The organism is Enterococcus caccae ATCC BAA-1240 (assembly GCF_000407145.1).
Lineage (GTDB): Bacteria > Bacillota > Bacilli > Lactobacillales > Enterococcaceae > Enterococcus_L > Enterococcus_L caccae.
The window spans coordinates 507,927-529,991 of record NZ_KE136472.1 but is presented as its reverse complement, the minus strand read 5'-3'; the positions used below and the strand labels follow the sequence as shown (position 1 = coordinate 529,991).

Sequence of the window (22,065 nt, the reverse complement as noted above, 5' to 3'; positions counted from 1 at the left end):
ATGGAGTACCGTTAATGAATGGTTGCATTCATTTTTCCTTCTTTCATATGATCTTAAAGTACTGTTATAGATTCGCTGTTAATTCTTGGACAAACTTTTTCAACTGTTCAATATCTTCTTCTTCTGCGTTATTTTCGATTTCAACTGTTTCAGCTACTTTTTTAGCGCCTGATTTCTGTAAAGCATCTACAAAGTCATGTGCTGATTTGCAGAAAAGATCTCCGTACTCACGATCGCCAGAACCAACAACACCAAAAATTTTTCCTGCTAAATCTTTTTCTTCTAATTCATCATAAAAGTCTTCAAATTCAAACGGTAATTCACCATCACCATAGGTATACGTAGCAATCACACATGCATCTGCATCATCAAAGAAATCGACATCCACTTCTGAACATTCTTCTCTTACTACGTCAAAACCTGCTTCTTGTACTGTGCTTTCTATAATTTCTGAAATTTCCTCTGTGTTTCCTGTCATGCTTGCATAAATGATTTTTACTAATGCCATATTTACCCATCCTCTCGTCTTCTTTACATAATATTTTAAAGTATAAGAAGATATGTTGTAACCCTTTTCATTCTTCTCATACTTACTATCCAAAAACATATGCAACTATAGTATGGTTAGAGATATCTTAATTCAAATTACCTTTTTCACATATCACAAAAAATAAAACGCTTTCTTTTTTTTGTGATCAAAACCATACAAAATCTTCCCTTATACTATACCATAAACCACACATTCAAAACAATATTTTTTAGGTAAAAAAAATAATTTTAAGTTTTTGAAAATTATACTAAAACAAGTTTTTTTCTCGTCCAATCCAGAGTGTTGCATCTAAAACAGCTCCACCTAAAGCCCTCGCTTTATCAGATATCGTATAACAATCGACTTTGTCAAAAGAACGTGGATCGACATCACCACATTTTAATCCTATTTGACATACGACTTCCTCTGAAATCATTCCTCTCAATACACCGTCTAACGGTGATTTTATAGCAACTTGGTCAATATAAAAGAGCACCTCTCCCTTTCTTACCACATCACCGATTTTTTTTATATGCTGAACGTTTCCAGATGTTGGTGAATGAATAACACGTTCAGCACTTTTTCCACCAATCTCCCCAGGAGTTCCTGTATTAGGAATAGCTCCCCCATTAAAATACAATCGACCTAAATGATGTCCTCTCATTGTTTCAACCACCACATCAACATCTTTTGGCGCTGAAAATCCTGGTCCTAACGCTATCGTAATAGGGGCCATCATTTTGTTTGTGCCTAAGTTTTTTTTAGCAAGAATTGCATCTACCAAAACAGTTGGTTTCAGTTCAGTCAATAATTTCGCTTCAGCATCAATCAACATAGGAATCTGATTATTATTCCAGATTGCCTCACATTCTGACACTGAAGAAACGAACACTGCTTCTGTGTCTTCTACTTGCTGTCTCCCTTGAAAAACTGCTGTGCACAAAGCAACTGTACGCCGAATAGCTAAAGGCTTAGCTGTTTCTAAAACAACTACTTTAAAGCCTGTATGAGCTAATTTTTGGATGACTCCCGTAGCCAAATCACCCCCACCTCGAACAACTACAATTGTTTCAGAAATTAATTGTTTAGTTTTTCCCATAAGACAATTCCTTCCTTAGTTTGAACATTGCATGCAATCACTTTACTCAAACGTTTTAATAACATCTGGGGGAGCAAAGCTAAAACTTTTTTCGCTTGCTTTAATTGTTCTATTGTTTGAACTTGATTGATACATAAAATACGTTGTCCATGGCTTTTTTTCCATAAACCCGTGGGGCTTGCAATAATTTCAGCTAATGTTTCTTCTTTAACTTTCTCTCCTTGAATAGCCCCTGTTGCTCGTAAAAATAGTGCGAGACGGTGGACTGTCATTTGATCGATGTTTTTTCCGACAGCAGAGATGGGAATTAAACCAATCGTGACAGTCGTTTTAGGTAAAACAACTGGCTCAAACGTTTCCCAACCTTTTAACGGTAATTGTTTGGAGCCATCAGCTTCTAGAAAAGCTTTATCAAAATGTGGAAGCAACTCTTCAAAAACAGGAAGTGGCAGTGATTTCAACTTATATCCACCTTCGCAAACTCTTCCAGCTAAAGTGATTCCCTGTCCATCGCACCCTAGATTTGAAAAATTACTACTATAAAAATAATCATGAGGACGATCTACTGGACACCCTATTTTAGTTGTCGTGCTGACCAAAACTGATTGATTACGATAGCAGTCAGCAAGATACCACATTAAACTTGTCTTTCCACCGCTTCCAATCAGTGAAACTACTTGTTTTCCTTGAAAATCAAAACAATTGATCAAGGGTTCCATGGTAGATACGTCCTTTCATTCTTCGTTCCTTCAATCTTAAAAATCCCTTTGATCGGTATTTTCGCCTCTTCTAAAAACTGTCGTCCAAATACAAAATCTTCCTTGGCAATTCTTAAACAAATTCCACAAAAATCACCTAAACTTGTCGGCAATGCCATCACGGAGACAAGAATCTTTTTATTCAGCAATACTTTCTCACTGTGCACTGCATAATGGGTATTTTGAAATGTTAAAAGATAGTCCATTCTTCCACCTCATGTTCAGAAATTAATCACTTTTTTCGCTTGTGCCATTATTTCTGTGATACCATACATATTTGTGATTTCACCGATAGCTAATGTTTCTTTGATCCGATAAAAATCTAAACAAGCGCCACAAGTACTGATTTGTGTCCCCTTATCTAATAAAACCTGTAGGTCTTTTAAAGTATTAGAGCCTTGATTTGTTAAAAATGCCCCACTGTTGAAAAACAACAGGTGGTTAGGTGGTGTATCTAGTTCAGTCAAAGAATAAATATAACTTTTTAGTAAAATCGCTCCTAGATCAACATCACCATCTCCCATTGTTTGCCTGCCAAAAGCAATCACTAATTCGTTATTTGAAGCAACTGAATTTAGTGACTCATCTTTTTTTTGAACAACGATTTCAACCTTAAATTCATCATTTTTACACTTTTGACTAGTCGTTTTCAGACCTAAACCTATTGCCATTTTTTCGATATTTTTCACTGACACTTCATTATCGACTGTTATTTCGATGGTTCCTTCAGCATTGTTCAACTCTCGAATGGCCTTTTTCGCCTCGATTACTGGAATTGGACACGGCTTTCCTATTGCATTGATTTTTTTCATCGCTGCTCCTTCTTTCTTAGACAAGAATTATTGACTGACTTGATTCTTTTTCACAAACTTCACCAATAATTGCCGCGACTGGATCATCTTTTTGAATAGTTTCAAGACATTCTAATGCTTTTTCTGCTTTAACACTGATCAACAAGCCACCTGAAGTTTGGGGATCAAAAAGAATCTCTTGGTATGCCGGAGAAACAGCACTCAAATCAACTTTACTTTTCATAAATTGTCGATTTCTTTGACCCGCTGCTGTTGCTAAAAATTCTTCCGCATAATAATAGGCTTGCGGTAAAAGCGGTAATTGTGCTGCATCAATGACTAATGTTGCATTCTCTCCAGCCATTTCTAATGCATGAACCAGTAAACCAAACCCCGTCACATCAGTACAAGCATGGACAGGGAACTTCCCCATTTTTTCTGCAGCATATTTGTTTAAACGTTCCATTGACGCGATTGCCGCCGCTTTTGCTTCTTTACAAGCGAGACCTCCTCTGACAGCTGATTGAACTAGCCCAACACCCAACGCCTTAGTAAGAATCAAGACATCCCCTATTTTCGGAGTATTATTATGAATGATTTTCCGCGGATCCACTTGCCCTGTTACTGCTAATCCGTATTTAGGTTCATGATCATAGATGGAATGGCCACCAGCCAATGAAGCATTCGCTTCTTCTAGTTTTTCTGCACCACCGATCAGAATTTCTGAAAGCTTTCGTTTATCCATTTTTTCTGGAAAACAAACTAAGTTTAATGCGAATAATACTTTCCCACCCATTGCATAAACATCACTCATCGCATTCGCCGCAGCGATTCTACCGAAAGTACGAGGATCTTCAACCATGGGCGAAAAAAAATCTATCGTTGAAATCAGTGCAAGCTCCTCTGATAATTGATAAACCGCGGCATCATCGGATGCATCAAAACCTACTAATAGTTTTTCATCAGAAAATTTGGGCAGACTTTTTAAAAATTCGGCTAATTCATTCGGACCGATCTTAGCGCCACAGCCGCCAGAAGTACATTGTGATAAAAAATTCATTGATTTTCTCCTTTGCATCTATTCCGACAAGATTTCCTTTAAAGCGTTTAGAGTATAATCGATTTCATCAATCGTTGTGTTCCAGCCAAAACTAAAACGTACGGCACCTGTTTTTAACGTTCCTGCTGTTTGATGTGCAAGCGGAGAACAATGTAATCCAGATCGTGTGATGATTTGATAACGATTGAATAATTGCTGAGAAAGTTCTCCTGGATCAACTAGTGTTGTTGTAATAGAAACAACTGGTACCATCTCAGTTGGATCGGTACTTCCTAAAATAGTTACAGGTAAGTTTTTTAACCCCTCTAAGAATCGTGCAGTCAATACTCGTTCATGTAGTGCGATTCGATCTAATCCAAGTATATTTATTGATTTTAGTGCACTTTTTAAGCTCAAAATACCTAGCATATTTAAGGTACCTGCCTCAAATTTATCGGGTAAAAAATTAGGCTGCTCTAATGATAATGAAGCACTTCCCGTCCCCCCACTCATCCAAGGAGTGATTTCTTTTTCCATATTTTGTGCTAATGAAAAGCCGCCTATTCCAGTTAATCCCATCAAACTTTTGTGTCCTGTAAATGCTAAAACATCAATCAACATTTCTTCCATATCAATTGGCAAAAAGCCAGCTGTTTGAGCACTGTCTAAAACCGTGATGATTCCATGTGCTTTTGCAATTTCGAAGCATTCTTTGATGGGTAAAATAGTCCCTAATACATTTGATGCATGGGTCATTACTAACACTTTTGTTTCTGGGCGAATTTGCGCTTCCATTTGTGTAGGATCAAGCTTTCCATTTGGTTCACAGCGTAAATGACTCACTGAAATATTCTGTTGCCTTTCCAACATATGAAGAGGTCTAGCAACCGCATTATGCTCGACTGCTGTCGTTATGACGTGATCGCCAGATTTCACTAAACCATTTAAAATCATATTCAGCGAAGTTGTTGCATTTGCTGTAAAAATAATGTGTGCTGGGTCAGGCGCATGAAAAAAAGTTGCAAAAGCTTGGCGAGCTTCAAAAATCACTTCAAGTTCATCACTATTTTGCGAACCACGATTTATATTCAGATTATTGTTTGCTTCCAAATACTGAGAGACCTCTTGAATTGTTGCTTCAAATTTATGATTAGAAGTTGCGGCATGATTCAGATATATTGAGTGCTTCATTTTAAAGTCCTTTCTCACTTATCTCCAAATTTTGATCGATTATTTTTTTGTATTCTGCTGGTGTATCAATATCAATCAAACATCCAGAATCCTTTATCCAAACTTCACGCCATGCTTCCGGATGATTATTACGAACCACACGTCCTCCAGAATCCCCAGTGACGTTTAGCAATTCTGTTCGAAAGTTTCTACCAAAGAACATAGGACTACTTGGCTCCCCTAATTGATTCACTGGAAAAACGATCGTATCTTTTGAATAGTCTCTAAAAAGTGATTCTAGTAATGCTTTGTTTAATAAAGGTTGATCTACAGGAAGATAAAGATATCCTTCACCTGTTGCGGCTTTTGTTCCGAGGCGAACACTTGCACTTTGTCCTTTTTGCGCTTCAGTATTTTGGATGATGTTAAGATCTTTTGGTAACTGTAATCCCTGTAAACTTTCAGGTGAAATAACTAAGATACGTTCAAAAAAAGGTATTTTTTTTGTGAGGTTTAGCGTATGATTTAAGAAGGTTTCTCCTTGGTATTCAAGAAACAACTTATTCTTACCCATTCTCGAAGAAAAACCTGAAGCCATGATGATTGCACTAATTTTCAACATTTGTGAACTCCTTTTACATTCAATCCGTAAGCAAAACCGCACCCAATCCTATTTATCGGATGCGTTTTTTCGTCATTATGCGTCTTTTTTTAAGCACCTCACAAAATCATTTTATTATTTTTTCTTTTGATAAAATGTATCTTCCATCGGCAAGGTTGGTCTTAACTTGCCATCTAACGCATAATAGGCGCCTGCTAAGGCTGGTGCAGTAGGAATTGTTGCTAACTCTCCTACTCCTTTAATTCCATATGCTAATCCGTCATGAATATTTTCTGCTTGAACTAAAATCGTTTCAATCGGCGGTACTTGAGTAGCATTTAGTAAACCTAACGTTGCATATTTTGCTTTTACATAGCCTTCTTCTAAAATAAATTTCTCCGTTAAAGCATACCCCATCCCCATGACGATTCCACCTTCAATTTGACCTTCGGCAGCCTTTGGATTAACTACTTGGCCCATATCGTATGCTGCTACAAATTTTTCGACTTTGCCTTTTTTATCTAAAATTGCAACTTCAGATGCATAGCCATATCCAGCATGACTGACAGGACTTCTTTTATCGTTGATCAAAGGATCTGTTTTAGCTGAATATTCTCCGTAAAATTCTTGTCCTTCTAAATCCGATAACACACGTCCCATATCTAGCTCATAACGTAATTGCATCGCTGCTCTTCTTGTGGCTTCACCTGTAAATAAGGATTGTCGTGATGCCGTTGTAGTACCTGAATCTGGTGTTCTTCGCGTATCTGGTGCTTCTGCAATAACCATTTCTGGAGGTAAATCTAAGGCTTCACAAGCAACTTGAGTTGTAACCGTCGCCATCCCTTGGCCGATACAAGCTGCACTGGTTCTGACATGAACTTTGCCATTTTCAACCGAAACAATACAGCGACCGATATCCGATAAGCCAACACCGATTCCGCTATTTTTGAAGAAACATGATAGGCCCGCAATCTCTGCCTCTTCATATGCCTCTCTAACAGCAAGTAATGTTTCTTTCAGTGCTGCATTTTTTGAAACTAGTTGGCCATTTGGTAACGAATCTCCTGGTCCAACAGCATTTTTATAACGGATGTCCCATTGCGAGATTCCGACTTTTTCGGCTAACAAGTTAAGATTGTTTTCAATGGCAAACGCAGTCTGACATACACCAAAACCTCGAAATGCTCCAGATGGCGGATTATTCGTATAAACCGCAAATCCTTCTACATCAATATGTTGATACTTGTATGGACCCGCAGCATGTGTACAAGCTCGTTGAAGGACTGGTCCTCCTAAAGATGCGTATGCCCCAGTATCAGCGTAAATCACAGCTTTCATAGCTGTTAAATTTCCTTCAGCATCGCAACCTGTAGTGAAGTCCATCTCCATACCATGACGTTTTGGATGAATCATCAAGCTTTCTTGCCGACTAAGTAATACTTTTACTGGTTTTTGCAGACACCACGCTGCAAGTGAGGCGTGATGTTGTACGCTCATATCTTCTTTTCCGCCGAAACCGCCACCAACTAATTTAGCTTGGACATGTATTTTCTCTTTTTCGACGCCTAGCATACGAGCAACTTCCCGTTGTTCATCATAAATACTTTGTCCTGCGCTATACAGTAAAATTCCTGAGTCACCTTCTGGCATTGCAATTGCACACTCCGGCTCCATAAAAGCATGTTCATTGATTGGGACTGAATAATGTTGCGTTACGACATATTCAGATGCTGCCAACTGCTCATTCGCATTGCCACGAATGAGATGTTCATGGGATAAAATATTGCCTTTTTCGTGAATCAGTGGTGCGTCATCCGCTAAAGCCGCTTCATATGAAATCATCGGAGTAAGCTCCTCATACGTGACTTTTACTAATTCTTTGATTTCTTCCAATAGTTCTTTTTTGTTTGATACGACTAAGGCGATGGCATCGCCGACATATCGAGTGATCTCACCTTCTGGTATCATGACATCCCAATCAGAAATAAACTCTAAATGGCCGATTTTATTATTTCCTGGAACATCTTTAGACGTAAGTACCGCAACGCACGCTGGATGTTCTGCGGCTTTGCTCGTATCAATTTTTAGAACTTTCGCTCTTGGATATGTGCTGCGAACAGCTGAGGCATGGAGCATCCCTTCGACGGTAATATCGTCAACATAAAGACCCGTTCCTAACGTTTTTTCAACTGCATCAATACGCTTGAAATCCTCACCTAATTTTGCGTTTGAGTGTTCTTCTGGAATGCTCAAGTTTTCACGAAAGAGTTTAGCAGCTAACTGGATTGCTTCTACTATTTTTACATAACCTGTACATCGACAGATATTTCCACGAATCGCTTTTCTTACCTCTTCATTACTAGGTTCCGCTTTTTTATTCAGTAGTCCATGCGCTGAGATAACTATCCCTGGAATACAATACCCACATTGAACCGCACCTGTTTTAGCAAAGGCATACGCATAAACATCTTTTTGACGCTGATCTAACCCTTCGATTGTAACAACTTCTTTTCCATCTAGCTTCTCTAAGCTAAATAAGCACGCTTTGGAAACCCTTCCATTTATCAACACTGAACAAGCACCACAAGAGCCCTGATTACAACCATCTTTTGTTCCTGTTAAACTCAAATCTTCCCGCAAGAAATCCATCAACTTCTTATTCGTATCACAGGTTTCCGTCTTACCATTTACTACTAATGTATACATTTTTTCTTTACACCTCAATTTCTGTTATAATTATAGCTTTTAATCACTATGATTATACCATAAAACTGATGTCTAAAAATTATTTTTTAGCAAAAAAAAAATTTATTCGAACGCTAAATGCCACTCAATATGGAATATTTTCTCTTTTTCCTCTTTGACAAATCTACCAGAGCCGCCAACACACTTGTCGTTCCTATTAAAATCTAAACGCTGCACCGCTCTGCATTCATTTTGATTAGCTTCCTATTTTGACAGATTTTCTCTTGATATTGCTCGTTTTCTAATCAGTTCTCCAGCAACACTGATTGCGAGTTCCGCTGGTGTTTCTGCGTTTATTTTTAATCCGATCGGCATATTGATTCGATCTATCTCCTCCATCGAAAAACCGCATTTTTTTAATTTCTCTATCTGCGTGGCAATCTTTTGGCTGCTCCCCATCACTCCGATGTAATAAGCGGACGTTTCCAATAATTGTTTCACTAAAAGAAAATCAAGCTGATGACCACGTGTCATTATGATAGCGTAATCAGCTTCGGTAATTTCAATCGAAGCTGTAACATTACTAAAATCAATTACTATCCGCTGATCTGCATCAGGGAATACAGCTTCTGTTAAAAACTTTTTACGATCATCCAAAACAACACAGTAAAAATCAAGCGTTTTCAAAACAGGAACCAACGCTTGCGCAACATGACCACCTCCAAAGACAAAGACTTTTCCTATTTGTAGCAGTGGTTCTATTGAATAAATATGTCCATTGACATTAGCTTGCGACACTCTTGCTCCAAACTGCGTTTTTTTTAAATTAGCTGATACATTTCCAATTAATCCAGTTTCAAAACTATACAAACCAAAACAATTTGTTCCCTCAGCGTTTAATTCCGTAAGCAGCCAACACTGCTGATTGTTTTCATAATGCTTAATGATTTCTTTGCAGATTATCTGAACGTTGGGCTCTTTCCAAGAAAGATATTGAAAAAAAAGTTCCACATTTCCACCACAAATCATCCCTAAATCTACAACGTCATTTGGTGCTAGAATAAATTTTTCTGCTCTAGATTTATGATCTTTCAACACTTGTTTTGCAATTTTTTCTCCGCGAAACTCAACTGCACCACCACCAACCGTCCCAACGATTCTACCCGATTTACCAACTAACATCCGAGCGCCTACTCCTCTTGGTGTAGAGCCCAAACTTGCACTAACTGTAACAATGACGGTATCTTCTTTTCGTTTGATTGCTTCATTAGCCTGTAGAAAAAGTTCCTTCATTCTCTTTCCTCCAACTCTACTAATTCTGAATTTAATTCATCTTTAAAGATCTCTACAAAATATTGATTCGTGATTTGATATGTTTTTTTTTGAAAAAGAAGAAACTTTGCTGTTAGGTGTTTTCCTTCTGTGGTAACTGTTGAACCACCACCATTATGGCCACCTATAGTCGTATTGATCAATGGATAGCCCAATTCTTCCTCAGCTTTTTTGATCATCCGCCATGCTTTATTATAAGACATATGCATCTGTTTCGCTGCTGTATTCAGTGACCTAGTTTGAGAAATTCGTTGAAGTAACTCAACCACACCAGATCCAAAAAAAATCCGATTTGTTCGCAATTTTAAATTAAGTGTATAATTAAATGACTCCTGCGCCTTCATTTCAAGACCTCCTTTCGTTATACTTCAAAAAGATAGCGACTTCTAAAAAAAATATGCGCTTTAACAATATAGAAATATGTGCTTTAACATTTGATCATTAGTTTTTGCTTTAAATAAATACTCCGACATTCAATAAAATTATTTTTCCAACAAACTACTGACCTTCTAGAAAAAATTCTCCATCGTTCACTTTTCTTTGTTTAATTGTTTTATTCATAAAAATAATGCAAAAGACAAATCGATTTATTCCTTTATCTTTTGCATCTTTTTTAGAGAGAACTTTGATGATTATTCGATGACCAGTTGCTTCTCTTCTTTAAGAACCACATTCAAAATAACTGCAACAATCGTTGTCAAAATAACTTCGGAGTGTCCAAAAATCGTTGTTACCCATGGTGGAAAACCGCTCAAGCAACCTACTGACAATGTAACACCGATACCAAACGCCAATGCAATCCCCACAACACCAGTATTTCTAGGTGTCAATTCTTGAGTTGATATCATTCGTACCCCTGTCATCGAAATCGATGCGAAAACCGAGACTGTCGCACCACCAATCACTGCATAAGGAATCGTTGTTAAGATCGATGCCACTTTTGGAACAAAGCCTGCGACCAGTAAGATAACTGAAGCAAAAACCATAACATACTTATTGATTACCCTTGTTACTGTAACAAGTCCTACGTTTTGACCAAAAGTTGCGACGGGGACCGAACCAAAGAAACTACCGATAAAATTTGAGAAACCGCTTCCCATGATTCCACCAGAAAGTTCCTTATCTGTTGGTTCCCGATCCATTGCACCAACTGTCGTTGCAGTAAATTGCCCAATAGCTTGAACTGCATCGACGATAAACATTACAACTAAGGTCAAAATTGGAACAATTTGAAAATCTAAACCAAAATAAAGCGGTGTAATTACTTGAAAAACAGATGATTCCTTAACAGGCATAAAATTAACCATTCCCAGAACTAATGATACAATATAACCAATGATCATTCCATTCAAAATAGAGGATAGTTTAAGAAATCCTTTTGAAAAATAGTTAAAGTAAAATACCACTCCAAACGTCAGCAAAGCCACTAACCAGTTTTGTGCTGACCCAAAATCAGGACTTCCTGCTCCACCTGCCATATATTTGATTGCAACTGGAAAAAGTGACAGACCAATACTTAAAATGACGGTACCAGTGACAAGCGGTGGAAATAATATCCGAATCTTTTTTATTGATAGACCAACTAAAATAACTAAAATACTACCAACTAACTGGGCTCCAAAGATTGCCCCAATTCCAAACTCTCCCCCAATAGCCATTAAAATAGGGACATAAGCAAAGCTTGCACCCATCATGACAGGCAACCTTGAACCGACTGTTCCAAAAATTGGAAAAAGTTGCATGAAAGTTGCTATAGCAGAGAAAATAAGTGACGTCTGAATCATGATCGTTGTATCCCCAGAACTTAGATTACAAACCTTTGCAATCATGATTCCTGGCGTAACGATCCCAACAATTGCGGCAACTACATGTTGTAACCCCATTGGAACTGCTTCTTTGATCGATAACTTAGCATCATAATCAAATAATGCCTTTTCTTCTTTTTCACTCATAGGCAAGTTTCCTTCTTCACTTTTTATTTTAAAAAGGACTGCACTTATCCGAGTCTCAAAATTCGCAACCCTTTTCTTTAATCAGAAAGTTCTCAATAATTAATTTTTGACTGCGATTGCTTCTACTTCAAAAAGTCCATTTTTAGGTAACTGGCATACTTCTACACAAGAACGGGCTGGAAGCGTATTTGAAAAGTATTTTCCATAAATATCATTGATTTTGCCGAAATCTGACATGTTCTTCAAAAAAACTGTTGTTTTTACAACATTATCATAGGTCATACCTGTTTCTTTTAGAATTGCTCCTAAATTGATCAACGCTTGTTCCGCTTGTTGTTCAACGGTTTCCTTCATTTCTCCACTCACTGGATCCAAACCTAATTGACCAGAAATATATTGCGTTTGCCCAGCTAAAACCGAATGTGAATACGGTCCTACAGCTGCTGGTGCATTGGTTGAGTTGACCATTTTGTTTGTCATCGTCTCACTCCTTCTCTTGCTTATTTATTTTATTGTTCAATGATCGTCCCCGTTTTACCAATGATTCCATCTTTAGCTTTTTCTAGTAGGGTAATCAATGTTTTGCGTCCCGGTTTTGATTCAGCAAATTGGATAGCTGCTTCAACTTTCGGCAACATTGAGCCTGGTGCAAACTGACCATCTGCAGCATGTTTTTTCATTTCAGCTGTTGATACTTGGTTCAATTCTTTTTGCGTTGGTTTACCAAAATCTACACAGACTTTTTCCACCGCTGTCAAAATGATCAATAAATCCGCATCAACCAGTTCAGCTAACAACTCGCTACAGAAATCTTTATCAATTACCGCTGCAGCTCCGCTTAGATGATTTCCTTCTTTAATGACTGGAATTCCGCCTCCGCCACAGGCAATCACAGTTTGGCCTGCTTCGATTAAGGAGGAGATCGTTTGAATTTCAATAATTTCTTTAGGCTTTGGTGATGCCACAACTTGACGATAACCACGACCAGAATCTTCAACCACTGTTATTTGTTTTTCTTTCACAAGTACATCGGCTTCTTCTTTGGTCATAAAACGACCGATCGGTTTTGCTGGATGTTCAAATGCTGGGTCTTTTGGATCAACTGCCACCTGTGTAATCACAGTTCCTACTGCTTGTTCTAAATTACGGCTCAGTAGCTCTTCTCGTAAAGCATTTTGTAAATCATAGCCAATATAACTTTGGCTCATTGCTACACAAACAGACAATGGAATCGTTGGATATTTATTTGGATCACTTAATGAAAGTTCTTCCATTGCCAACTGGATCATCCCTACTTGGGGACCATTACCGTGAGACAAGATAACTTCATATCCTGCTTCAATCAAATCGGCAATGGCTTTTGACGTTTCTTTAACAGCTGTCATTTGTTCTGTTAGATTATCACCTAATGCATTTCCACCTAGAGCAACTACAACACGTTTTACCATTCAACTATTCACCTCAACTTCTATTTTATCTTTGTTCGTATTAATTTTTAGTTATTAAAAAGTAAGATGCTTTCTCTTTCAATTCATCACATTGATAACCGTTAAGTTCACACTATTTTTGCATGAAGTATTTAGACTCTGTGGACAGCAGAGTCAGTTTAAATAGTTTTTTTTCTTAACAAGATACTATTATTTCAGGATTTGGAAAGGTCTTATTATTTCATTCATTTAAATTCTAAAAAGAGCACCTCTTATTTTATCTTCCTCTATCTTCATCATTAGAGAAAGCACCTCACTCCATGCCAATTCTAATACATGACTATTTAACTTCTCTTGGTGTCGCTTTTTTTTCTAATTCTTTTAATGTTGCTTGTGGACTTTTCACTTTACTTAGAAAGATCATTGCAGCAATGATATAAGGTTTATAGCTAGCCTCCTTATAAAGCTCCACACGATAACGTTCAAAAACAGATGCTTCAACTTCCCCTTCATCACAGCTAACACCTGTGATATCAGCCGGCAAACAATGCATGTATAATGCTTTGCCCTCTTTGGTTGTTTTCATTAGCTCTTCTGTACATTCCCAATCTTTATGGTTAGTATTTTGAGCAAGTAACTCTTTTTCTAATTTATCGATACCCGCTTGATCACCTTCACCATATAATTGAGTGCGTTTTTCCATTGCAGCAAATGGGGCCCAGCTCTTAGGATAAACAACATCCGCATCTTTAAAGGCTTCAGCCATGCTATTGGTTTTGGTAAATGAACCGCCAGCTTCTGCTGCATTTTTCTTGGCAACTTCTTCAACTTCCGGCATGATTTCATAGCCTTCTGGATGAGCAAGCACCACGTCCATTCCAAGTCGTGTCATTAAACCAACAATTCCTTGAGGAACTGATAATGGTTTCCCATAAGATGGTGAATACGCCCATGTCATCGCAACTTTTTTTCCTTTTAAGTTTTCAACTCCACCAAATTCATGGATTAAATGTAATGCATCTGCCATCGCTTGAGTTGGGTGATCGATGTCACATTGTAAATTAACTAAAGTTGGACGTTGTTCTAACACGCCATCTTTATGTCCTTCTTGCACAGACTCTGAAACTTCACGCATATAGGTATTTCCTTTACCAATATACATATCATCACGAATCCCGATAATATCAGCCATAAATGAAATCATGTTCGCTGTTTCACGAACGGTTTCCCCATGAGAAATTTGGCTTTTTCCTTCATCTAAGTCTTGTACTTCAAGACCTAAAAGGTTACAAGCAGAAGCGAAACTAAAGCGAGTTCTTGTCGAGTTATCGCGGAATAATGAAATCCCTAGACCGCTATCAAAAATTTTCGTTGAAATATTATTTTCACGCAAATAGCGTAATGTATCCGCTACTGTGAAAACGGCTTCTAATTCATCACGCGTTTTTTCCCATGTTAAGAAAAAGTCGTTTTCGTACATTTTATCAAATTCTAATTTGTCCAATTTTGCAATATAATCGTTAAAAGTTTCCATATCATTTCTCCTCTAAGTTAGTTGTTATGATACGATACGCACTATTCTAATGACCTTTACTCACTAGAATAGTGGTTCGTTTGCCGCTATGCTTTATAGCCGATCATTTAGTTGTTTTCACAATATACAGTTGGCAATGCGGCATACACTGCAGCACAACGGACTAAATCGTCTTTCCATGTTTTTTCATTCGGTGCATGTGCTTGTGCTTCAGCTCCTGGACCAAAGCCGATACACGGAATACCGTTGCGTCCCATGATCGATACGCCATTTGTTGAGAATGTCCATTTATCTAAAAGTGGACGTGCTTTACGCATTTCAAGCGTTTCTTTTGAGCCTTTACGTTCTTCGCCATATAGATTTCTATGGGTTTCCATCAACGCTTTTGTTACACCATGTTCTTCTGGAATCACCCAAGTTGGGAAGTAACATTCGATTGGATACGTTAACCCTGTATAAGATGGGCGATCATAGTCATACATTGAGACAACAACATCATCTCCATACTTTTTAACAGCAGGTAATTGACGAATTTCCTCAAGGCAACTTTCCCATGTTTCTCCTGCTGTCATACGACGGTCTAATGAAACCGTACAACCATCTGCTACCGCACAACGGCTTGGTGATGAATGGAAGATCTGTGACGCTGTCACTGTTCCTTTTCCTAAGAAACGTGCTTCTTTCCATTCAGGGTTATATTTTTCATCAAGCATACGGACTAAACCTCTAATAACCGTACTTTCAGTATCACCATTATTGTTTAATGCTCGAACATCTTGTAAAATGTCAGCCATTTTATAAATAGCATTGTCCCCTCGTTCCGGAGCCGATCCGTGACAAGATACGCCTTTCACTTCAACTTTGATTTCCATGCGACCACGTTGTCCACGGTAAATACCGCCATCTGTTGGTTCAGTTGAGACTACAAATTCTGGACGAATCTTATCTTCTTGAATAATATATTGCCAGCATAATCCATCGCAATCTTCTTCTTGAACGGTAACAGTTACTAGTGCTGTATATTTTTCATTTAGCAGTCCTAAATCTTTCATGATTTTCGCACCGTAAACAGCAGAAACGATGCCACCTTCTTGGTCGGAAGTCCCGCGTCCGCCAATTTCAGTATCGGTTTCATAGCCATCATATGGATCAAATTCCCAGTTGCTCATTTCACCAATGCCGACTGTATCCATGTGTCCGTCAAAAGCAATCAGTTTTTTTCCTGTCCCCATATACCCTAATAAGTTTCCTTGAGGATCGACTTCGATTTTGTCAAAGCCTAATTTTTCCATTTCAGCTTTCGCCCGATCCATTTTTGCGCCTTCTTCAGCACTTTCTCCCGGGATTTTTACTAAATCACGTAAAAATTTGATCATGTCCTCTCTGTAACCTTCTGCTGCTTTGTTAATTTCATTGAAATCCATTTATATTACCTCCATAAGATTTTTTTATAATTAGCTGGATCTGTGTCGCCTTCTGTTGAGAACATTAAAACAGTTGAGTTTTCGTCTAGTTTCAATGTGTCACGTAACTCTTTATAGTCAGGATCTTGCATTGCTGTTGCCACTAAGCCCATTGCTACCGCTCCTGATTCTCCTGAAATTACTTGCGGATCCCCTTTTAATGGTGCGCCAAGCATTCTCATTCCTTTTTCTGAAACCCAGTCTGGTGCTGAAACAAAGACTGATGTATGGTTTTCTAAAATATCAAATGAAATCGTATTTGGTTCGCCACAAGCCAGACCTGCCATGATTGTCTGCAAATCACCTTCAACAAAGCGAATTTTTCCATCTTTTTCGATTGCTGATTTATATAGACAATCTGCTGCTTGCGCTTCAACAACGATCATTTTTGGTGGATTATCCGGATAAAGATTAGCAAAATAACCAACAACAGCTCCCGCTAAACTCCCAACACCCGCTTGAACAAAAACATGTGTCGGCCGCTCTTTCCCAGCTTCTTTTAGTTGTTGTGAAGCCTCTAATGCCATCGTGCCATAGCCTTGCATGATCCATGTTGGAATTTTTTCGTAACCATCCCAAGCTGTATCTTGCACCATGACACCGTTTTCAGTTTCTTCAGCCATTTTGTTAGCCATACGCACACATTCATCATAATTAACTTCTTCAATCGTGACTTTTGCGCCTTCTTTTTCGATGTTTTCTTTACGAGTTTGTGTTGAACCTTTAGGCATCAAAACAACTGCTTTTTGTCCTAATTTATTGGCTGCCCAAGCCACACCACGACCGTGATTGCCATCTGTCGCCGTATAGAATGTCGCTTGACCAAATTCATCTCGAAGTTTATCAGAAGTTAAAATATCATAGGTCAAGTCAGCAACATCTTTTCCTAGTTTTTCGGCGATATAATTTGCCATAGCGAATGAACCACCAAGCACTTTAAATGCGTTTAAACCAAAACGATATGATTCATCTTTGACAAAGAAATCCTTTAATCCTAAATGTTCAGCCATATTTTTTAATTCAGCTAATGGCGTCTGATTGTATTGAGGGAAACTACGATGAAAAGCTAAAGCTTTTTCGATTGCTTCCTTTGACATCAGTGTTAAATACTGATCATTTGTTTTGGGCATTTCATTTGCCGTCCATTTTATTTTTTCCAAAAAATTTTCCCCTCCATCTATTTATTTAAATCAACACAGGTTGATTGATTCCGTTAGTGACTAGTTGAAATCTTGCGGAAAATAAATGCTCCTTGATTTTCTGCGATAACCTTGCCGTTTTCTGCTACTTTTTGCCCTCTTAGATAAACTGCTCTCGCACTGCCTTTCGTCTGCATTCCCTCATAAGGTGTGTAATCTACATTTTGGAGTTGTGTTGTAGCCGAGATAACACCTATCGTCAATGGATCCCAAACAACAATATCTGCATCACTTCCGACTTGGATAATTCCCTTTTGTGGAAATAAATCAAATTGCCTGGCAATATCTTCTGAAAGTAAACCAATCATTCGCTCTAAACTAATTTTTCCAGTCGTCACACCATAGGTATAAATCAATTCTGGGCGGGTCTCGACGCCGGGCATACCATTTGGTATTTTACTGAAATCATTTTTTCCGATTGTTTTTTGTCCCTCAAAATTAAAACTACAATGATCTGTTGAAATCGTGTTGATTTGGCCGTTGATCACGCCATTCCATAATGCTTGTTGATCGTTAAAACTACGTAATGGTGGTGAACAAACATACTTTGCCCCTTCAAAATTAGGCTCATCATATAAATGATCGTCTAATACTAAATATTGCGGACATGTTTCTACATAAACTTTTTGGTTACGAATTCTGGCTCTTTCAACAGCTTCTAGTGATCGTTTGGTACTTAAATGAACAATATTGACTGGTAACTTTGCTAAATCAGCAATCATTAAGTAACGTTCCACAGCTTCTGCTTCGACTGAATCAGGTCTTGTTAAAGGATGGTAATGTGGTGCAAGATTTCCTTTTTCGACAAATTTTGCAATCATTTCGTTGACCATATCGCCATTCTCACAATGAATCCCTAGCATTCCGTGAAACTGACCGATTTCACTCATTGCTTCAAAAATTTCTCCATCTGTTGTCCTTAAATTATCATAGGCCATATACATCTTAAATGAGGTGATACCAGCATTTATTATTTCTTTGATTTCTTTTTTGATAGTGGAATTCCATTCAATGATCGACATATGATAGGTATAATCGCAAGAACTGTTTCCCTGAGCCAGTTGGTTCCACGATACTAGGCAGTCTTTTAATGAACTGCCTTTACTTGGTGTTGCCATATCGATCACCGTAGTTGTTCCTTTAGCAACGGCTGCTTTACTACCTGTATTAAAATTATCTGCGGTACTCATAGATCCTTTACCATTATTCAGTTCTAAATGAGTATGAGCATCAATAAATCCTGGTAATAAAAAACAACCTGAAACATCTTCAACGTTGGAACCGTTTTCTTTTAAATTTGTCCCTATTTCAACAATTTTCTCGCCATCGATTCTCACATCAACTTGACGACGTTTTTTTGCCGATACTACTATTCCGCCTTTTAAAAGGATAGACATTTTTTAACCTCCATCATTAAGAAGTTGTTTTTGCACTCATGGATTTTTTTTACATATGCATACAATATTCATAATCTTTGATCATCGTAGCCATTAAATCGATGATATCCGCTGGAATATCTAATCCTTTAGCGTCTAAACAAATCGTTGAAGTGTTACCCCATAAACGAACTAGACACGTTTTTTCTCTCGGATCGATCACATAGAAACCTGAATTTGCGCTATTTTCAAAGTCTGCTTCTGTATTAAATAGAGTGAATTTATCTTTATATGGTGCACTTGAATATGGACAGAAAGTCTCGCAATTTCCGCATTCATTACACATACGATCCACATGGACAATTTGTGGTTGCGGCTGTCCTTTAACATTTACGACGATATTTGCGCGATTTGGACAAACATCCATACAAGATTCACAAATCGTTGAACAGTCCAAACAATTACTAGCTTGTCCACAAAGTGCTTCATTCGGCTCTAAGATACCGCGTTTGTTGCGCACAGATGCCACGTTTTTATTAAGATTGGTTTGTTCATAATGCTCATTATGAATGTGACAAATATTTCTAGTAGCTTTTGTAGCATCGGCAATCGCTTCAACAATTGTCGCAGGTCCAAGATTCGCATCACCAATCACATAGACATCTTTCAAATTGGTTTCTAGTGTTTCTTGATTGGAAACAACTTTTCCATACTGATCCGTTGTGATTCCAATCGATTGATAAAAGTCTGTATCCACTTTCTCTCCAACTGCAGCAATGACAGTATCCGCTGGCACTTCAGTAAATTTGCCTGTTGCTACTGGTCTACGACGACCTGAACCATCGCGTTCACCTAAGCGCATTCTTTCACAAGTTAGCAGACCATTTTCTAATTTTATCGGTGACAGTAATTCTAAAAATTCTACGCCATCTCCTAAAGCAAGGTACAATTCTTCCTCATCTGCAGGCATATTTCGTTTGTCTCGACGGTAAACAACTGACACTTTTTTCACACCTGGTAACGTCGTTGCAGCTCTAGCGCAATCCATTGCTGTATTGCCACCACCGACAACTACGATTTGTTCTCCATAAGGATTAAGATGAGGATTTTTTCGATTAGCTTTTAAAAATTCTAATGAGTTTACTGCTTTGCCAGATTCTAATTTCAATTTTCCATGTTTCCAAGCACCAATTGCATAGATAATGTTGGTGTACCCTTGCTCACGCAACGTTTCAATATCTGGAGCCGGCTGACCTGTTTTGAATTTGGCTCCCATGAATCTAGCCATTTCTACATCATTTTGGACAGATTTCATTGAAATTCTAAATTCTGGTACGATTTGGCTACAGACACCACCAATCGTGTCGGCCTTTTCAAATACGGTTACTGGCATTCCTTCACGAGCAAGTATGAACCCAGCCGATATCCCTGCTGGCCCACCACCAACAATTGCTGTCTTAGGTGCATTTTCTTTACGAACAGGTTTTTCCATCCCTGCCATTAAATCATCATAAGCATGTTCAGCAGCTTCTAATTTCGCATCCCGAATTTTGATGGCTCCTTCATAAAACTGTCTCGTACATTTCGTCATACAAGGGTGAGCACAAATCGTTCCTGTAATGAAAGGCAATGGATTTTTATCCACAATCACTTTTAACGCTTCTAAATAGTTGCCTTCACTCACATAACGAAGATAGGCTGGAATATCCTGATCGATTGGACAACCGCCATCACTACGACAAGGAGCTGTGTAACAATTAGTCAGTGGGACAGTCGTCCTTAATTTAGAACTTTCTGGTAATTTGATTGATTTCTTATAGCGAGCATGTGTTTTGGCTCTTTTTACAATCGTTGTAAGTTTGTCTAAATCAACATGGACTTGCGTTGGATACACTGATTCACTTAATAAATTTGCTACTTGGTTCATGCGTTGATAGCCACCCGGTTTCAACAACGTTGTCGCCATTGTGATCGGCCAAATTCCAGCATCAAAAATGTCTTTAATATTAAAAACATCTGCTCCTCCAGAATAAGAAATTTGTAACTTTCCATCGAATGCATCCGATAGCTTTTTCGCTAGGGAAATGCTCAAAGGAAATAATGAACGTCCTGACATATACATTTCTTCTCCAGGTAACTCTTCTTCTGCAATCCCTACTGGAAAAGTATTAGTGATTTTTACGCCAAAATTAAGTTTTTTACTATCCGCTAAAGCTTGTAAACGTGTCAACATAGGAACAGCATCTTCAAATTGCAAATCTTCAATAAAATGATGATCATCAAATACCATATAATCAAAGCCTAATTCGTCCATTGTTTGACGTGTGTATTCATAGCCCAACATGGTCGGATTACATTTAATAAATGAATTCAGCCCTTTTTCTTCTATTAAATAAGTGGTAATTCGTTCGATCTCATCTGATGGACAGCCGTGTAATGTAGATAACGTAATGGAACGACAAACGTTTGGACTGATACTTTCAATATATTCTTTGGTCACGTGTTTAAATTGTGGCAAATATTTATAAGCAGCTTCTTTGCATTCTTGCCAAATCGGTGTATTTTCGGCATCCTGCATATCTGTGATATACTTATCAACTTTTGGTGATTGAATCCCAGCCAAGTCGTATCCAACACTCATATTGAAAATAAAGCCATCTGGATTACCTAAATGAAGTTCTTTGCTAAGCAGTTTTAGTACAAACCAACCTTTAACGTATTCATCATAAGCTTGAGGAACTCGCAACTCCGTTGACCATTCCACGTTGTAGCATTCATCTGCTGCTGTGATACAAGGCTTACTAACAGGTAAATCTTCTCCATCAATGATTTGAACCGTCTTCACTTCAAAAAAACGTGAACCAGTTAAATAAGATGCAATAATATTTTGTGCTAATTGCGTATGTGGTCCTGCAGCAGGTCCACAAGGTGTTTCCATTTTTTCGCCAAATAAAGGCAATGTTTTGTTTGGATCAGCTTTGTAAAATTTTCTTACACCAAAAATAGTTGATTCATTTCTGTATTCATTTAAAATCCAGTTCAATAACCCATCGATCGAAATTGGGTGCATGATGTCACTCATGTTTGTCACTCCTTTTTAATTTTCT

Annotated in this window: 19 protein-coding genes; all 19 read right to left on the bottom strand. The window is 38.0% G+C overall.

Annotation, left to right across the window (positions count from 1 at the left end; all coding sequences use genetic code 11):
* Window positions 1-64 precede the first annotated feature (64 nt).
* The gene (locus I580_RS02330) at window positions 65-508 is read right to left on the bottom strand and encodes a flavodoxin (protein ID WP_010772917.1); all 444 of its coding nucleotides are present in this window, start codon (window positions 506-508) and stop codon (window positions 65-67) included.
* A gap of 289 nt (window positions 509-797) precedes the next feature.
* Entirely contained in the window at window positions 798-1,628 is an 831-nt protein-coding gene (gene yqeB / locus I580_RS02325; RefSeq protein WP_010772918.1) for a selenium-dependent molybdenum cofactor biosynthesis protein YqeB, read from the bottom strand.
* Window positions 1,607-2,347, bottom strand: a complete 741-nt coding sequence (gene yqeC / locus I580_RS02320) for a selenium cofactor biosynthesis protein YqeC (RefSeq protein ID WP_010772919.1) — start codon at window positions 2,345-2,347, stop codon at window positions 1,607-1,609. Before yqeC ends, yqeB begins: the two co-directional genes overlap by 22 nt.
* On the bottom strand, window positions 2,335-2,592 hold the full coding sequence (locus I580_RS02315) for a putative Se/S carrier protein (RefSeq protein WP_010772920.1): 258 nt from the start codon (window positions 2,590-2,592) through the stop codon (window positions 2,335-2,337). Before I580_RS02315 ends, yqeC begins: the two co-directional genes overlap by 13 nt.
* 15 nt (window positions 2,593-2,607) lie before the next feature.
* Entirely contained in the window at window positions 2,608-3,198 is a 591-nt protein-coding gene (gene yedF / locus I580_RS02310) for a sulfurtransferase-like selenium metabolism protein YedF (protein WP_010772921.1), read from the bottom strand.
* Window positions 3,199-3,214: 16 nt separating this feature from the next.
* A complete protein-coding gene (gene selD, locus I580_RS02305; RefSeq protein ID WP_010772922.1) occupies window positions 3,215-4,237 on the bottom strand; it encodes a selenide, water dikinase SelD in 1,023 nt (340 codons plus the stop codon).
* Between the two features lie 18 nt (window positions 4,238-4,255).
* The gene (gene sclA, locus I580_RS02300) at window positions 4,256-5,407 is read right to left on the bottom strand and encodes a selenocysteine lyase SclA (RefSeq protein ID WP_010772923.1); all 1,152 of its coding nucleotides are present in this window, start codon (window positions 5,405-5,407) and stop codon (window positions 4,256-4,258) included.
* Between the two features lies 1 nt (window position 5,408).
* Window positions 5,409-6,008 carry an NTP transferase domain-containing protein gene (locus I580_RS02295; protein ID WP_010772924.1) on the bottom strand — a complete coding sequence of 200 codons (600 nt, stop codon included), beginning with the start codon at window positions 6,006-6,008 and terminating at the stop codon, window positions 5,409-5,411.
* A gap of 114 nt (window positions 6,009-6,122) precedes the next feature.
* Window positions 6,123-8,696, bottom strand: a complete 2,574-nt coding sequence (gene xdh / locus I580_RS02290) for a selenium-dependent xanthine dehydrogenase (RefSeq protein WP_010772925.1) — start codon at window positions 8,694-8,696, stop codon at window positions 6,123-6,125.
* Between the two features lie 243 nt (window positions 8,697-8,939).
* On the bottom strand, window positions 8,940-9,968 hold the full coding sequence (locus tag I580_RS02285) for an XdhC family protein (protein ID WP_010772926.1): 1,029 nt from the start codon (window positions 9,966-9,968) through the stop codon (window positions 8,940-8,942).
* Window positions 9,965-10,351, bottom strand: a complete 387-nt coding sequence (locus I580_RS02280; protein ID WP_010772927.1) for a winged helix-turn-helix domain-containing protein — start codon at window positions 10,349-10,351, stop codon at window positions 9,965-9,967. The genes I580_RS02285 and I580_RS02280 overlap by 4 nt, the downstream gene beginning before the upstream one ends.
* A gap of 288 nt (window positions 10,352-10,639) precedes the next feature.
* Entirely contained in the window at window positions 10,640-11,959 is a 1,320-nt protein-coding gene (locus tag I580_RS02275; protein WP_010772928.1) for a nucleobase:cation symporter-2 family protein, read from the bottom strand.
* A 99-nt stretch (window positions 11,960-12,058) separates the two neighbouring features.
* Window positions 12,059-12,439, bottom strand: a complete 381-nt coding sequence (locus I580_RS02270) for a RidA family protein (RefSeq protein WP_010772929.1) — start codon at window positions 12,437-12,439, stop codon at window positions 12,059-12,061.
* Between the two features lie 29 nt (window positions 12,440-12,468).
* Window positions 12,469-13,407 carry a carbamate kinase gene (gene arcC / locus I580_RS02265; RefSeq protein WP_010772930.1) on the bottom strand — a complete coding sequence of 313 codons (939 nt, stop codon included), beginning with the start codon at window positions 13,405-13,407 and terminating at the stop codon, window positions 12,469-12,471.
* A 319-nt stretch (window positions 13,408-13,726) separates the two neighbouring features.
* Entirely contained in the window at window positions 13,727-14,920 is a 1,194-nt protein-coding gene (ygeW, locus tag I580_RS02260) for a knotted carbamoyltransferase YgeW (RefSeq protein WP_010772931.1), read from the bottom strand.
* Window positions 14,921-15,027: 107 nt separating this feature from the next.
* A complete protein-coding gene (locus I580_RS02255) occupies window positions 15,028-16,344 on the bottom strand; it encodes a YgeY family selenium metabolism-linked hydrolase (protein WP_010772932.1) in 1,317 nt (438 codons plus the stop codon).
* 5 nt (window positions 16,345-16,349) lie between these two features.
* Window positions 16,350-17,543 (bottom strand): diaminopropionate ammonia-lyase, encoded by a 1,194-nt coding sequence (dpaL, locus tag I580_RS02250; RefSeq protein ID WP_010772933.1) that lies wholly within the window; start codon window positions 17,541-17,543, stop codon window positions 16,350-16,352.
* A gap of 53 nt (window positions 17,544-17,596) precedes the next feature.
* On the bottom strand, window positions 17,597-18,979 hold the full coding sequence (hydA, locus tag I580_RS02245) for a dihydropyrimidinase (RefSeq protein WP_010772934.1): 1,383 nt from the start codon (window positions 18,977-18,979) through the stop codon (window positions 17,597-17,599).
* A 49-nt stretch (window positions 18,980-19,028) separates the two neighbouring features.
* Complete coding sequence (ygfK, locus tag I580_RS02240; protein ID WP_010772935.1) at window positions 19,029-22,040, bottom strand: putative selenate reductase subunit YgfK; 3,012 nt, start codon at window positions 22,038-22,040, stop codon at window positions 19,029-19,031.
* Window positions 22,041-22,065: the final 25 nt, after the last annotated feature.